The following is a 15,357-nucleotide window of genomic DNA, read 5'->3' on the forward strand; positions in this document are numbered from 1 at the left end:
GTGTTCTAGATGATTATAACAATACGTGGAGGCGGTAGCGGCCTGCAGTGATGACATCTCGTCAACTGCTGGCTGTTTGCGACTCGATTCCATCTCCGTCCCATAATTCATGTGCTGTAGAGCCAGTTACCGTCTATTTGTATGTCGTTAATCGAGGAATTTACTCCGTCGGTTCGAATTGATCTGCTTTCAGTTGCTGGATATACTAGTTATATCGGTACTAGGCTCGATTACTCTGGTCATGAACACCATATGGTAGAGAAGGGTAATATTCGGCAAAAAAGCCAATGTAATCGTTGTCGGGGAGGGGACCCACCTGAACCGTTGATCGAGGACAAACCGAAAGGGATGGTCAAGGTCGACTGGGAGCCAATCCTTATGCACTGTTTCGATCAGCTGGCCGCGCTCGGGGCAGACGACCTGATCACTGTCGTCGGCTACTTCAAAGAGAAGATCATCGACCACTATAGCGATTCGTACGAAGGGTGCCGATCAACTACGTTCACCAGCGCGACCGGCTTGGGCTTGACCCCGCCGTTCTCCAGGCGGAACCACACGTCGACGGAAGCTTCGTGGTGGTGAATGGTGACAACATCTTCGGGACATCGCTCCGGCCGGTCGTCGAGGCGGCCGATCGGGAGGACACGGACGGAGCGCTCGCGGTCACAACGGTCTCCCGAGAGGCCGCCACGAAGACGGGCGTGATCGAGACCGTAGACGGCTCGGTGACGGATATCGTCGAGAAGCCCACCGATCCCCCATCCACGCTGGTGAAGACCGGGTGTTACGTGCTCCCCGAAGACGTCTTTGAGGCGTGTAAGCTCGTTCAGCTGTCTGCGGAGGGCGAGTACCAGCTGAGCGAGGCCGTTGGATTGCTCGTGAGCGCGGGCTATGCGATCGAGACGGTGCAGATCGATGAGCGGGTAAACTTCAATCAACCGGACGATATCGATCGGGCTCGCGAGCTCGTAGCATCAGGGGACGAGCAAGTTTACGAGTTGACGACGAGAGGTTCGTACCAGTCACGGTTGTCTTCGTACCACTCGATGAACTCGCGGACATCTTCGCGGATATCGCGCGAGGGTTCGTAGCTGATCAGGCTATTCGCCTTCGAGATGTCGGCATGGGTGTGTTCGGCGTCGCCCTCGCGTGCCGTCGTGTACTCGATATTGAGGCTAGGGTCGATTTCGTCACGCACGACTTTGGCCAGCGTCGCGATGTCGATGTTGTCTGTCGAGCCGATGTTCATCACTTCGCCGTCAGCGCTGTCGTCAGAAATGAGTGTGCGATTAGCGTCGACGACATCTGCGATGTAGGTGAAATCGCGAGTTTGCTCGCCGTCGCCGTACACCTGTGGGAGCTTACCGCGCATACAGCGCGAGACGAAATTCGAAATTGCCATGTTCGGGCGCATACGTGGTCCATATACGGTGAAGTAGCGCAGGGCGACCGTGGAGAGGCCGTACACCTCGTTGTACACGCGAGTGTAGTGTTCGCCAGAGAGTTTGGAGACGCCGTACGGCGAGACGGGCTCGTTCGGGTGGTCTTCTCTCTCTTTCTCTAAACTCTGCCTCGGCCACCCGGTGGACCGCTTCAGTCCGCGTTTCGTTCTGCTTCGTAGGACCGCTAGACGAGGCTTGATTTCGGCGTTTTCAATCACTACATAACTCGGTGAAAACTGATACATAGCGGTCGTTTCTATGGATTCCTTACCGTTCGACGAAGATTGTAGACGGCACACTTCAGTACCATTTCTCGGAATTCGAGCTGCCAACTTCGCGCACGCACGGCAGAGTCGAACGTGCGTTTGATCGACGAGAAGACAGTCTCAACCACCTAGCGGCGGTTGTACTAGCGACTACTCATTCGGGCGTTATGCGCTCGATCGAGCGTGGAGACAATTCGGGAAGTACGATCACCACGGTGTGAGAAGAGTTCTATGACACCCTCAGATAATTGTATTGTAACTATAATTCAGGGATCTATATTTATTTTCGATAATATCTCCAAATCTATAGTGAAAAGTAATTATATTAAGAACAACACACAAAATTATTGCTAATGGGATCGGTTTCCACATATACTTATAACACATCATGCAATAATATAAAGAATATAAGTGGTTATGATCACGAAATTCGTTATACGCTCTTCTCTTTGTTATTCGATATTTGAATTGATCAATATTTTTGCCACTAATATACCTATGTCCACTAAGTTTATCAGATATTTTGACATTGTCTATATACATCTGGCGGTAGTTATTTATGGTATTGTTATCATGGATCCTTCGATCGGTGAGATTTTCATTGATCTTTCTGAAATCATATAAATTAGAAAGTCTTATCCACAAATCAATGTCAGCTGATACAACAAAATCTTTATCAAATCCTCCTATTGAATCCCAAGCTGATTTCGGTACTGTAGCACAACTCATCGTACCAATTATGTTCCCAAATTCACAAAATTGTTGGATTAACTTTGATCTGGTACTAGCTGGAATTGGACCTGATTCATTTTTTATTGTATCCCCATCGGCATCTATTGTTTTATAATCAGAAAAAACAACCATCCTGTCCTCACGATTATGATAATATTTGTGCTTTTCTAACTTATTATCATGCCATCTATCATCCTGATCAATAAACGCGAGAACATCCCCCGTAGATTTATCAACTGCTTTGTTTGTTGTCGTTGCTAATCCATGGTTTGAGTCGTTCTTAAATATCTTTATACACTCTAAATCACAATATTTGTCAATTATATCGGGTGTATTATCTTCACTCGCATCATCCACAATAATCAATTCAAAATTACTATGTGTCTGTTTTAGAATGGATCGGATAGCTTCTTCGACATATAGTTCCCCATTATAGGTTGGCAGAATGACTGAGAATTTTAGAGATTTGCCCATATATGACATTACCAAAACATCCATATATAATTTTCGTCGAGTTCCGATCCCATCAACTGCGGACGGAATGTGCGTGTCGGTGGGTCTCTGTATGGCTAGAAAGCACTGTCTGAAACCGTTTTCTCGGCGATCAAACAGACTTGGCCACGCGGTGTGTTCCCAAGCGAAGTACCGTGAATTTTGCAAAGTCGTCTTAAAATGTGTGGTCTACAATACTGAGCGATCAGTGAAACATGTAATTACTACCCATCTGGCGATTCACCAGAGCTATCTATTTGATTTTGTTCTTTAGATAGCGACCGATTCGTCCGAACTACACTGTGTCTCGACAAGCACTTAGATTCTTAAGACTGGCAAACCCAAGAAACAGAAGATTGTTCATTTTTATACACTAGAATTTCATCGGTTCCAGTTGGATATTCTCCAGAGTTACGTGGGATTTGATATCCAAATTCTTTGCGACTCGTATAATAGTGGTTTGGGTTATTACTGATTAAGCACTCTTCATCCTCTAGGTTTGCATGATTGTGCATCCAGTTGAGCGACTGAATCTCACTTTCAGAAACATAATTATCATAAGGCTTCTGGCCCCCATCTAACATTGACCTATTCGAAGCAAGTCCACTGAATAATAATGATGATATCAAGAGAAATACCAAGCAGTATCGTATTATATTTCTTCTTTTATTCCGTACTGTATAAGATACCCAGTAAAGTATACCGAATATTCCCGGGATAGCCAATACTCTCTTCAAAGTTGCTAATTCTTCTGTGTATATGAACATTATAGCAAGCATTCCAAATCCAAAACATATGGATAGAACATAATAGCTGAGTAGTGTCAATTCCTCTTTTTTCATGCCTCTATAAAATATGCTTAGAATCGCAGATAGTGTTAATAATGACACAAAAGCAATTCCTGAGATGTACAAGAACCAGACATTAAAATCGCCAAGATATGGGATGAATATCGAACGCCAGGTTGCTACCTTGGTTGAAGCACTGGATATAGTTTGATCGGTTGAACCAATATTTAGTATACGCCCTAGTAAATATGAAACTGGAAAAGTAACCTTGTTAAAATAGATAGGTATTAGAACTGTAGGGATTAGTGATAGCATAGACACATAAACTATTTTACTGAGCTTTTGCGTTAATAATATAAATATGACAATAATCCCACCAAACACAATAGCCCATATAAAATTGTATAAACCGATAGAAAACAGAAGGAATGGGAGCAGAAGTTTTATCCTATTTTCACTCCCAGTATTCATTCTAAAAGAACACCAAATAGCGAGTGCAAAAAGTGCGTAGGAATATGATATATGCGTTGATTCAAACAGTCTATTTATAAATCCAGCAAAAATAAAGAAAGAGCTCGATATTATACCAAGAACCCAGATGTCGTGGTCAATTCTATTTTTGTTTGGGACCTCTCCAATATAGATCGTCATGAGAACTACCACAAATAAAATGATAGTGTGTATAGATACGAATCTATCAATTAATAATGTATCCCAGATATCTCCACCAACAACTCTTAGAATTATTGTTTCAATAATAGTAAACCCGACTCCATTCGGATAGTCTGGTAATGAGGGGAGAATCCCCTCTGTGTAAGTATCATATATGTCACCAAAAACAAGTCTTTCATCCGTTGTTACTCTATATGGTAATTTGGCTTCCCAGTAAATAGCGTAAGAAAATATAAGAAAATAAATAGCTAATATTAGGCGCAAAAACCGTGAATTGATAGTCATACTTGTTTGATCACGTCGCCACCATTGCTTTTGTAATTTGATGTACGGGAAGAACCATGTGTGTTGAATAGTCAATCCGGAAAATCAATTTATGGTATGTTTATTAGTGCTGCTGACCTATAAGGGTTCGGTATTGGCGGCGTTGTCTAGTTCAGCATCTCCTCAGCTGGTGTTCTGCCATTCAGCGCTTGATTCGGTCGATCGTGGTTATAGTGGTGTCTGAAGTATCTGAGCCAGCGGCGTGCGTTATAGTAACCGTTAGAATTTTCCACTTAGAGAGTGTTACTGAATGTAGTGGATCATCTCGACGGGATCTCTGGCCAGGATTTGCAAAACGCCCTCGACAACGTGGACGGAAAGAAGCCGACACAACGGCTCTTAGCGGCAATTACGTACAAAACGGCGTCACGCAGACTGAACTAGCCGAGTGGTACGACGTTCAGGGCCGAACAATCTATAGCTGGCTCACCGACTCGACACCGACGAGTCGCTTGAACAGGCCGTAACTGATACTCACTGATCTGGGAGAAAACGAAAGCTCTCAGAAGCACAGCAAAAAGAATTCGAAGAAACTGTCTACGAATCACCCGGCGAAGTGGGGGTTGACGCACCAGTGTGGACGCCGGCGCTGGTTCAGAAGTATCTTGCCGAGACGTACGATGTTGAGTACTCGATCCCAAGATGTCGGTGGTTGCTCAAAGAAGCGGGATTAAGCCATCAAAAGCCACGCCGCACAGCCGCCGAATCTGACGCTGAGGAGCAAGAAACGTTTAGCGAGGAACTTAAAAAACGGCGGGAGATGGACGCCACAGTAGTCTGTAGCGATCAAACCAAGAAATCCGTGCAAATTGAGCCGCGTGCCGAGTGGTTTCCGCGCGGCACGCGGCCTGCTGTTGACCTCTCTGGACAACGCGATTGGACGTACTGCTTGGCGCGATCACCGAAGACGATAATCGCTTTTTCTCTCGCTTCGAAGAGTATGTTACTGCCGATCACGCGAAACATTTTATTTCTAATGTCTGCTATAGCTGGACTGCCCCGCCAGAAGGAATGAAAGCGGTCGATCCGCATTGAGATAGTCTGAAACCACTTTTCGAAGTGGTTTCGCTCGCTGTAGTTGAGTTGACTGCTCAATTCGTGACGAGCGAGAGCTGTCAGATAGCCACTAGCATCGACGAGAAACTTTGTCTCGTCGATTTCGTGTTTCTCGGTGAGACGATGCAAGAACGCCGCGGGACTGACCCCGCGGCGGCTGAAGACGTCGATTTCGAGCAATAGCTTCGATTCTGTGTCGATCGCGACGTACAGCCACTTCTTTTCGTCATCGACTTCGATCTGTTTCTCGTCGACCGCGACCCGCGACGGCGATGCCGTCGCGGGTCGCTCTGGGCCTCTGAGAGTTTGTGCGTCTAGTTCCAGATTGCGCCGTGAGAACGGTCAATACCGAGTATTTCCAGCACTACAACGACCTCTCGAACCGACAATCCCATCGAATGTAGGCGCACCCCGAACATCCTGACGAGTGTCGGGGTGCGCTCGTTCTCCCAAAGCTCATCACAATCCACGTCCAAGGTCTCTCTGAGCAGGTCGGCGAGTTGTATGACCACTTCTCGCCACCACCTGCTCGCTTCTCAAACCCTCATCTAGACAGTGCCTTTTTGTTCGATGTTTGATTTAGATAAACAATACCAACTATTACATTACCGAAGTCGAAACTTAGCAGAGGACGAATGAGAACACCTAATGGGGTCTCCTTCATACTCAGAGTAACATGGTAGAAGAAGATATTCTGGTTGTGAATTTCTGTGTATTTGAGGAAGAAGAATGCGAATACTTTACAAAGAACCAGATACGGGACTATAGTCATAGTTTAAGTGGTGAATTTAGCAAAGTTTGGTTAGTTGGAAATATCGTTCATCGAGAGGGGATCCTCACCTCTCGAATTGATTCAGATTCAGTAGAGGTAGTTCCCTATATAAATAATCAATCAAACTTTTTGACCTCCCTGTTGATTGGGATAGCAAGAGTGATACGAGCTTCATATGCAAGCTCAAGCGCAATTGTTAATGTTCCATCGCCTGGGTACGCTCCTCTAATAATACCGATTGCGCTTTTAACTAACCATCTATCAGTATATGTCGCAATGAACCCCCATGATGCAGTCGATCGTTCTCAAACAAGTTTTCGTGGGCGTATCACTACAAGGCTGAAGCATTTGCTCAATGTAGCACATACGACGCTTGCTCTCAGATTAAGTGACTCTGTCCTCGTACGTGGCGACAAATCGAGATACGAATCGTACGGTAACGTACACGAATCCAGACCAATCATAAGTATAAGTGAGTCTGAGAAGGTCGGAAATACAAACGATAGTTTCGATTTTCTTTATGTTGGTGGATTTTACGAACGGAAAGGCCTAGATATTTTGCTCAAGGCTTTCGCACAAGTTGAGAAAGAATACGAAGAAGTTCGACTTCGCATTGTCGGTGATGGTGAACAGCGAAAAGAATTAGAGAAATTGACTGAATATTTAGGGATAGATAATCAAGTTACATTTGAAGGGTATATTGATGACTCAATAGAACTCGCAAAAGTATACAACCAATCAGATGTTCTTGTTCTTCCCGCGAAACGTGGCGAGGGATTTCCGCGAGTGATCGACGAAGCACATCTATACGCGCTCCCTGTTATAACAACGGATTTGGGCCATTTCAGTAACTCGCTGACTGATGGCGAAAACGCACTCCTTGCTTCGCCGGGGTCGGTTTCGTCCTTAGCAAACCAGCTGCAGAGGATTATTCAAAGTCCAAAAATCCGAGAAAAGCTAGCAGAAAATGGCTGTGAACGGGTCACTAGATTGAGAAACGAAACTGCCGCAGATCAGCACGCAGCAATAGTAAAGGGCGAATATACGTCGGAGACTTATTCTTGATAGAGTTCAATACTGCGCTCAGCTATTTTCTGCCAAGATAATTCGGTTTGAGCGTACTCAATGGCTTTCTTCGAATATGAATTGATTCGATCTGGGTCAGAAATCAGTTGGGAAATTATTGACGCCAATACTTTTGAGTTACCCCGTTCGAAAGTCATACCATTCTCATTTGCGATCAAGAAATCCGTTGCAGTACTATGGCAGACTATAACCGGAAGTCCACAACCAATTGCCTCAATAATCGTGATTCCCAACTTCCCCGGCCAAATCCCGACATCAGCTAAATTGTAGTACTCTGAGAGCGATTCATGGGGAACCTCCCCGCAGAATTTCACTTGATCACTGAGATCAAGATCGGACACAAGTTCTCTGATTTCTCGAAGATATTCATCGGGTCCGGGCCCAACGATGAGAAGCCTTATATTGGACTCTTCGTCCACTACCGAATCAAACGCTTGAAGCAAAACATCCAAATCTTTAGTCTTATTTAGGTTTCCAGCCGAAATCAGTACTTTCTCACCCTTGTTGATACCAAGTTCTTCCCGAAGTAAATCAGAATTAACGTCCGGGGAAAATACTGCTGTATCCACTCCCAATGGAAGTAGGTTCACCATTGACGAGCGAATCCCCAGTTCGTCCGTCAGAAATTGCTCTGCGTAAGGGTTTACTGGCAGAAATGTATTTACTTGCCGTTTAAGAAACGGCAAGACCAGATAGCGATGAGCAGAATAGCCTATGTACTTAGATAGCGAGTTGATGTGGAAATTATCGTTATCAATATGGACATCCACAAATAACTTTGCGTCATTCTGAAAGTTGTACCATAAGCTCTGAAGGACGTAGATCGAGTACAGGCCGTGTGAATGGATGATTTCAGGGTTAAACTGTTCCAGTTCTGCTTGGAGGCCCCGAAGACCAACACTTCCGATACTTGTTAGATTTGGGGAGGCCTTCAATCGTGTTGTGGGAACACCGTTGTATGTAAAATTCCCAGTTACGATGGTTTTTCCGTTTGATGTGCGTGGGAGATAGTCACTTGTGAAAATTCGTGCGTCGTGACCAAGCTTACGTTGTTTAGCTGGGAGATGGTTTTCCTGATATCCTAATCCTAGAAAGTACGGATGCTGAATGTGGGCGATTTTCATGATAGTAGTTTTGAAATGGCCTTACGGAATACTCTTGAGGAAGGTGGTTCAAGGTTCCGACTTCGTTGACCGTGACTGCGAACAGACAACGCGATAACATACTGGAACACTTTTAACGCAGACGGCCGACGAATTCTATATGAAGATTGGAATGAATCTACTTTCCATTATTCCAGGCCATCATGCTGGGATATATGCCCATTCGAGGAATCTTCTTCATGAGCTAACCAAGATTGAACACGAACATGAAATCATCCTGTTTACGAATAAGGAAGGGTATGAGAATCTGAAGGTTCCGGAAGAGTACGGCCAAGTCAAACTGCCAATTAGTGGGCATAGCCGAGAACAACGGTTACTCGCCGAACAGATATTTCTACCAATGTACGCAGCCAGGGAAGGGATCGATGTTTTGCATTCGGTTGATTATCTCGCGCCCATTATGGCGCCGTTCTCTACAACTGCTACAATTCATGATATGAACTATCAACGAGTTCCAGAAGGTTTCAGTTGGCTCAAACAAACGGCGATGAAAACTCTCGTTCCGCTGTCAGCAACATCCGCAGATACGGTATTCACTGTTTCTGAGTTCTCAAAACGGGAAATTCTAGACCTAATCGATATTGAGTCCGAAAAGGTACAGGTGGTACCAAATGCGTTGCCGGACACGCTAATTGAGACGTCACCTACCTTTCCCTCGGAGCTAACTTCGGTGAGGAACAGTAAATATCTATTGTACGTCGGTACAACCCATCCACACAAGAATACGACAGCGTTGATTGAAGCAGTTGCTCAGATTGATCCGGTTCCTCCGCTTGTGGTTTGTGGGCCGAAGCGGAGTGATGCCGATGCGGTGGAACGGCTAGCGGTGGAGAAGGGTGTTAGCGATCAAGTGTATCTACCAGGGTATGTGGAGGATACCGAACTTGCGGGTTTATATGAGGGTGCTGCAGCGTATGTTCAACCCTCGTTATATGAGGGGTTTGGGATGCCGCTTCTGGAGGCGATGTATTTCGAAACACCAGTCGTAGCTTCCGATGTTGCCGCAATTCCCGAAGTGGCAGGGGGTGCGGCAGTATATTTTGATCCATATGATTCGACGGACATCGCTGACAAGATATCAAGAGTCATGGATGATGAGGAGTTGCGAGAGGAATTGGTTGATCAGGGCAGGCAAAGGCTTAACAAGTACTCGTGGGAAGACTCAGCACATAAGCTAATCCACCATTTGGAACAACTCAGATGATGCTCTCCGGTGAGGACGTCGACGTTGAAGGCCTTGAGCTATGGAATTACGCACATCAAAGCATATCACTCGTAAAGACGATTGGCTAAGAAGATGGTTGAAAATATCGTATTGATTACTGTCGATTCGCTTCGGTTCGATAGTATCCAATTAGAGTCTTCGAAACAAGGTGTTCTTAGTTCCTTAGGTGGGTCTTCGGTTTCATTTTCGAACGCATATGCCACTGGCCCTGGAACGACGCCATCATTCCCGGCGCTTTTGACAGGGACGCTGCCACTTTCATATGATGGCTTAGGAGCGCTAGCAGATGCTCGGCCTCGCGTGAGTGAACTCTTGAGAAAGGGAGGTCTCACGACAGCAGCGTTCCAGTGTAACCCATTCCTTTCAGCTCATTTTAACTATGATGATGGGTACAATAAATTCAAAGACTACCAAAATCCCTTGATGGGGATTGCTACCAAAGTCTTCCCGCGGGGAATAGAAATCAACAACCCGAAACTCCGCAGGATTGACGATACACTCCATTTAACGGATGCCATCAAAAAAACGTACCAGTTAGTCAAAGGTAAGCCGCGTCCTTACGTTAGTGCCGATATCATAACTGATGATACGATCAATTGGCTTTCCCAAACTGGCACTCCGTTCTTCTGCTGGACACACTATATGGACGTTCACCATCCCTGCTTCCCACCCGAAGAATACCGTGATCGACATGGCGTGAAAGACGTATCCCAGACCGAAGTCTCTGATTGGTACTCTGCGCTTCTCCGTAACCCGGAGACACTCTCAAACGAAGAAATTCAGGATCTCAAGGACCTATACAGTGCGGCCGTTGAGTTCACTGACGAACAGATCGGGCGTATCATAGACCATCTGAAAGACTCTGAGCGCTACGAAGAGACACTCGTTATTATCACCTCGGACCACGGAGAGCTCTTTGGTGAGTACGGCAAGTATGGAAAACCCGAACGGATGTACGACGAGTTGCTGCATGTTCCGCTCATCGTCGCTAACGGTCCAGAGTATCTCAACGACGCCAAGGATCAGTTAGTGAGCCTTCTTGATATTCCTCCGCTAATTCATAATGCACTCGGACTGGAAATTCCGGAGGAATACGAAGGACAAATTCCGGGGGTTAACGAGGCTCGTGAGTATATTATAGCGGAACACGAGGTGGAGGGAGAGGTAATCGTTGGTGCTCGGTCGTCGGATTGGCTCTACGAGGGGGATGAAATCAACGACGAACACAGACTGTTCGATCTCCGTGATGGAAACTTCGAGCAGGTAGAGCGAGACCACGCTGAGGCCGAAACCGTCCGTAACGCCGTTCTCGAACGTCTAGACGAACTCGACGTGGAAGCACAATATCTACAAGGTGAGATAAACGGCGGTGTTGAAAACCGGTTGGAAGACTTAGGATATCTATAATATCGGAACACTATTATTCTCCTAATAAGGTAGGATGAGGTGGACAATGTCAATTGGCTGGAGAAGTAGTACTACCTTTGTTACAGGCGGTGGGGGCTTAATTGGTTCATTCCTGACTGAAGAACTTGTCGACCGTGGTGCGGAGGTCGTAGACAATCTCTTAAGTGGGCACCGCAGACTCTCCCATATCGAGAACGAGATCGAGATTCGTCCGGTAGACCCCACAACCCATAACGGCTGTATCGAAGCTACCGAAAGCATTGAAATCCACTAACGCACATCTTCTGATGACTGACGAAAACAAAGAGTACGTTCTTGTCACAGAGTATTTCCACCCCGACACGGCTACGACCGGTCAACTCATCACTGACCTCGCAGTCGGGCTTGAAAATCGCGGGTTAAACATGACCGTTCTCACCGGACAGCCGAACTACCACAGCGGTGAGAACGAGAAACAACCTCTCGTGTCCACGCATGAGGGTGTCCAGGTCAAACGCATCCGTGCACCCCAGGTTCGCCAGTCGTCGCTTCTACGCCGCTTGTTTAACTGGGGTATTTTCACTATCTGGATGTTCTTTGTGATGCTATTGAGCCAAACCGAGAAAGAACGTGAGGTAGTCTTCGTCTCGAACCCTCCCTTCCTGCCCGTTGCAATATGGATAGTTTGTCGAATCCGTGGTTGGAACTATACCTATATCGTCCACGACTTATATCCTGATCAGCCGGTTGAACTCAATTACATCAAAGAAGGCGATATCATTGATCGGGTTTGGGGATTTCTGGACAGACAAGCTCTCCTTGCCGCAAAGAACGTGGTCGCTCTCGGTCCGGTAATGAAGGAGCGCATCTGCCAGAACGCTGGCCCGAAATTTAATTCGTCAAAGGTCAAAATCATCCACAACTGGGAGGACGAAGAGTTTATCCAACCGCAAGATAAGGAGAATAATTGGTTTAGTCAGGAACACGACCTCGTTGAGCCGTTTACGATCCTTTACTCGGGGAATATTGCGCATTTTCACGACCTCGAAACGGTTGTGGAGGCAGCAGCGGAATTCGAAGATGAGGATGTTCAGTTTCTAATTATTGGTGAAGGAGATAATAAAGAAACCATCGTATCTCGGGCCGAAAAGTTGGGACTCCGGGGAGGGACGGTTCGCTTCCTTCCCTACCAGCCGCGGGCAGATTTACCCTACAGTCTTACGTCAGCGGATGTCTCAGTTGTCACTGTTAAAAAAGGATTTGAGGGAGTTTGTGTGTCAAGTAAGTTGTATACTGCTATGGCTGCTGGGGAACCTGTATTGACAATAGCACAGCCAAATGACGACGAAGCGAGAATCATCGATCAATTTGATGCGGGAATCCATGTTTCCCAAGGGGATATTGAGGGTGTCGTTGAGGCTATCGAAAGATGGCGCCAAAATCCCAACCTCGTGAAACAGCAGGGAGAAAATGCTCGACAGTCATTTGAGGAAAATTTCACAGCTGACGCGTCTATTGGTGAATACTACAAGTTATTGGCCACTAACTAAGTCCTTATTAGAATTACCTGAAGTCAGAAGAATCACTCTCCGTTCTAGAAGGAAAACATAATATGGCTATAAAATAGAAAGAGGGTATGGATATTGGTATTATCGGTGGAGGGGGTCATGTCGGTCTACCAATGGGAATTGTGCTTGCTGACGCCGGGTTTTCCGTCACACTGATTGACAAAGATGGAGATAGACTCGATACTATTGAGAACGGTGAATTGCCGTTCAATGAGCCCGGTGGAAAACCACTCCTTGAAGATGTTTTAGCGGAAGGCAGATTGGATACTACCACTGAGATCAATTCGATAGCGGATTATGATGTCATATTCTTCGTCATCGGCACCCCGATTGACGAACATCACAATCCACAGATGGATACACTGCTTGCTGTAGTTGACGACGTCATCTCCAACCTTACTGACGATCAATTGTTGATATTCCGTTCAACAATCTATCCGGGGACCACGAACCTTGTTTGTGAACTTCTTGACGAGGCAGGTTATACGGTCGGAGAAGATGTCTACGTTTCATTCGCACCTGAACGGATTTCTCAGCATAAGGCCTTTGAGGAGATCGTTAGTCTTCCCCAGCTTATCGGTGCACCTGACGATAAAAGCTATCAACGTACCAAGGGAATTTTTGAAAGCTTCCTTGAAGAGGAGTGTCTCCGCCTGAATCCGACAGAAGCAGAACTCGGTAAACTGTTCACGAACATGTGGCGTTACTTGACGTTCGCAGCGGCGAATGAATTCCATCTCATTACAGAATCATTTGCAACTCATCACGATGTCAATGTGAACAAGATACTCGATAAAACGGGGCACAACTATCCCCGATTTGATGTGCCATCCCCAGGTGCAAACGTCGGTGGTCCCTGCTTGACCAAAGACGGGTGGTTCCTCGTAGACAACATTCCGTTCAATGAGCTTGTTTCGACAGCGTACCAGATTAACGAAGGGATGCCAGCACAGATTATTGACCGGATGGCTCGGAAGTCCCCGAATCCGGACAAGATAACGATTCTCGGGATGACATTTAAAGCAAATTCCGACGATACCCGGAATTCTGTCTCGTTTAAAATGGAGAAGCAACTCAGGATGAAGGGATACCGAAATATTGTCGAAATTGAACCTAACACAGAAGGGTTCGACGATTTCAACGATATCCAAGGTAGTGACTGGGTGATTCTTATGACACCACACGATGAGTTCGAAGATTTTGAGGCAATTAGCCGCCAGGTGGATAACAGTGACTGTCTCTACTGTGATCTCTGGGGGACATGGGACATTGCCAGGTATAATTCAGACAATGGTTATTTCTTCCAGTGCGAAGTAGATCAAGAAGAGATGACGATAGAAACGGAGGTAGCACAATGAGAGTTCTCGTTACGGGAAGCGAAGGGTCTCTTATGCAGTGGACCACCAAGCATCTTCTTGAGAATGGTCACGAGGTCGTCGGTGTGGATAACCACGCTCGATACGACGACTATAAACACACGCGAGTTGTGGACCCTAAAAAGTACGAGTTCCATAAGGCCGATCTCACGGAGTATGACCGGGTTATGGACTTGGTTGCAGATATAGATGCCATAATTAATGCCGCAGCACTAATCTATGGCGTGAAGGGATTTCACGAGTATCCCGCAGACATCCTCTCGAACGACCTCACTATCCATCGGAACATCTTGGAGGCAGCTGCCAAACACGACGTTGACAGAGTTGCATACCTCTCTTCGTCGATGGTGTATGAACAGGATGAGCCCCCGCATAATGAAGACGATGTCTGGGAAAGCAATGTACCGTCCACGGACTACGGTCTCTCGAAAGTAGTTGGTGAACGACTCAGTATGGCGTTTAAGGAACAATATGATATTGACTACACTATTTGGCGACCGTTCAATATAATCACTCCATACGAAAAAAGTGAGGAAGAGGCAGGTATCAGCCACGTGTTCGCCGACTTCTTACGGAAGATTCTAGTGGAAAAACAGAATCCGATGGAGATATTTGGCGAGGGAGAACAGGTGCGGTGTTTCACGTGGATTGATGAAGTGGCTGGTGCAATTGCCACACAGTCATTCGCTGATGCGACTACCAATGAAGCGTATAATCTCGCAAATCCCGAACCGGTAACGATGAAAGAACTCGCTCAACGAATATTTGAGAAGGGCAAAGAACGCGGTATCGTTGAGGGGGATACACTTGAGTTTGACCACGTTTCAATATATGATGACGACGTCAAGAAACGAGTTCCCTCCGTCGATAAAGCAGAAAACGACTTCAACTGGAATCCAGAAATAAAACTCGACGATTCCCTAGAGCGTTGCATGGACAATATGGCTCAGATTTACGACGACCTCTAGTGTAGACATGAGTAGCTCTAAGATTGTTTTAAGTTTTTGTT

General features: G+C 46.1%; 12 protein-coding genes and 5 pseudogenes. 10 read left to right on the top strand and 7 right to left on the bottom strand.

The window, feature by feature from the left end; genetic code table 11:
• The first annotated feature begins 348 nt into the window (after nt 1–348).
• Both CP556_RS26670 and CP556_RS14210 read left to right on the top strand, forming a co-directional pair.
• Nucleotides 349–582, top strand: a complete 234-nt coding sequence (locus tag CP556_RS26670; RefSeq protein ID WP_255291528.1) for a glycosyltransferase family protein — start codon at nt 349–351, stop codon at nt 580–582.
• Nucleotides 486–1,091, top strand: coding sequence for a sugar phosphate nucleotidyltransferase (locus tag CP556_RS14210; RefSeq protein WP_255291462.1), 606 nt, complete (start codon nt 486–488; stop codon nt 1,089–1,091). Before CP556_RS26670 ends, CP556_RS14210 begins: the two co-directional genes overlap by 97 nt.
• Here CP556_RS14210 and CP556_RS14215 read toward each other — a convergent pair.
• The 3 genes and pseudogenes from CP556_RS14215 to CP556_RS14225 all read right to left on the bottom strand — a co-directional run bounded on the left by CP556_RS14215 (nt 992) and on the right by CP556_RS14225 (nt 2,914).
• The gene (locus CP556_RS14215; protein ID WP_255291463.1) at nt 992–1,774 is read right to left on the bottom strand and encodes a GDP-mannose 4,6-dehydratase; all 783 of its coding nucleotides are present in this window, start codon (nt 1,772–1,774) and stop codon (nt 992–994) included. The genes CP556_RS14210 and CP556_RS14215 overlap by 100 nt on opposite strands.
• Nucleotides 1,699–1,947, bottom strand: a pseudogene (locus CP556_RS14220) (transposase); the annotation flags it as partial. The gene CP556_RS14215 and the pseudogene CP556_RS14220, both read right to left, overlap by 76 nt.
• 1 nt (nt 1,948) lies before the next feature.
• Nucleotides 1,949–2,914, bottom strand: a complete 966-nt coding sequence (locus CP556_RS14225) for a glycosyltransferase (RefSeq protein ID WP_176548197.1) — start codon at nt 2,912–2,914, stop codon at nt 1,949–1,951.
• Between the two features lie 48 nt (nt 2,915–2,962).
• Here CP556_RS14225 and CP556_RS26675 point away from each other — a divergent pair.
• Nucleotides 2,963–3,206 (top strand): annotated as a pseudogene (locus CP556_RS26675) (hypothetical protein); the annotation flags it as partial.
• Nucleotides 3,207–3,258: 52 nt separating this feature from the next.
• Here CP556_RS26675 and CP556_RS25345 read toward each other — a convergent pair.
• Both CP556_RS25345 and CP556_RS25350 read right to left on the bottom strand, forming a co-directional pair.
• Nucleotides 3,259–4,677: a hypothetical protein gene (locus CP556_RS25345; protein WP_141551677.1), complete on the bottom strand. Its 1,419-nt coding sequence runs from the start codon at nt 4,675–4,677 to the stop codon at nt 3,259–3,261.
• A gap of 146 nt (nt 4,678–4,823) precedes the next feature.
• Nucleotides 4,824–4,925, bottom strand: a pseudogene (locus tag CP556_RS25350) (IS6 family transposase); the annotation flags it as partial.
• 46 nt (nt 4,926–4,971) lie between these two features.
• On the opposite strand from CP556_RS25350, the pseudogene CP556_RS14230 reads away from it, so the two are divergent.
• Nucleotides 4,972–5,700: pseudogene (locus tag CP556_RS14230) on the top strand (IS630 family transposase); the annotation flags it as partial.
• On the opposite strand, the pseudogene CP556_RS14235 reads toward CP556_RS14230, so the two are convergent.
• Nucleotides 5,674–6,278 (bottom strand): annotated as a pseudogene (locus tag CP556_RS14235) (IS6 family transposase); the annotation flags it as partial. The pseudogenes CP556_RS14230 and CP556_RS14235 overlap by 27 nt on opposite strands.
• A gap of 170 nt (nt 6,279–6,448) precedes the next feature.
• Between CP556_RS14235 and CP556_RS14240 the strand changes: the two are divergent.
• Entirely contained in the window at nt 6,449–7,609 is a 1,161-nt protein-coding gene (locus CP556_RS14240) for a glycosyltransferase family 4 protein (RefSeq protein ID WP_098726225.1), read from the top strand.
• Here the strand turns inward: CP556_RS14240 and CP556_RS14245 are convergent.
• Nucleotides 7,600–8,754 carry a glycosyltransferase family 4 protein gene (locus tag CP556_RS14245; RefSeq protein ID WP_098726226.1) on the bottom strand — a complete coding sequence of 385 codons (1,155 nt, stop codon included), beginning with the start codon at nt 8,752–8,754 and terminating at the stop codon, nt 7,600–7,602. The genes CP556_RS14240 and CP556_RS14245 overlap by 10 nt on opposite strands.
• Nucleotides 8,755–8,893: 139 nt before the next feature.
• On the opposite strand from CP556_RS14245, the gene CP556_RS14250 reads away from it, so the two are divergent.
• From CP556_RS14250 to CP556_RS14270, 5 genes are all read left to right on the top strand, one after another.
• Nucleotides 8,894–9,997 carry a glycosyltransferase family 4 protein gene (locus CP556_RS14250; protein ID WP_098726227.1) on the top strand — a complete coding sequence of 368 codons (1,104 nt, stop codon included), beginning with the start codon at nt 8,894–8,896 and terminating at the stop codon, nt 9,995–9,997.
• Between the two features lie 93 nt (nt 9,998–10,090).
• The gene (locus CP556_RS14255) at nt 10,091–11,425 is read left to right on the top strand and encodes a sulfatase (protein ID WP_098726228.1); all 1,335 of its coding nucleotides are present in this window, start codon (nt 10,091–10,093) and stop codon (nt 11,423–11,425) included.
• 287 nt (nt 11,426–11,712) lie between these two features.
• Nucleotides 11,713–12,954 carry a glycosyltransferase family 4 protein gene (locus tag CP556_RS14260; RefSeq protein WP_098726229.1) on the top strand — a complete coding sequence of 414 codons (1,242 nt, stop codon included), beginning with the start codon at nt 11,713–11,715 and terminating at the stop codon, nt 12,952–12,954.
• Nucleotides 12,955–13,040: 86 nt separating this feature from the next.
• Nucleotides 13,041–14,330, top strand: coding sequence for a nucleotide sugar dehydrogenase (locus CP556_RS14265; RefSeq protein ID WP_098726230.1), 1,290 nt, complete (start codon nt 13,041–13,043; stop codon nt 14,328–14,330).
• Nucleotides 14,327–15,316 carry an NAD-dependent epimerase/dehydratase family protein gene (locus tag CP556_RS14270; protein WP_098726231.1) on the top strand — a complete coding sequence of 330 codons (990 nt, stop codon included), beginning with the start codon at nt 14,327–14,329 and terminating at the stop codon, nt 15,314–15,316. The genes CP556_RS14265 and CP556_RS14270 overlap by 4 nt, the downstream gene beginning before the upstream one ends.
• The last annotated feature ends 41 nt before the right edge of the window (nt 15,317–15,357 follow it).

Origin of the sequence: Natrinema sp. CBA1119 (assembly GCF_002572525.1) — an archaeon.
GTDB lineage: Archaea > Halobacteriota > Halobacteria > Halobacteriales > Natrialbaceae > Natrinema.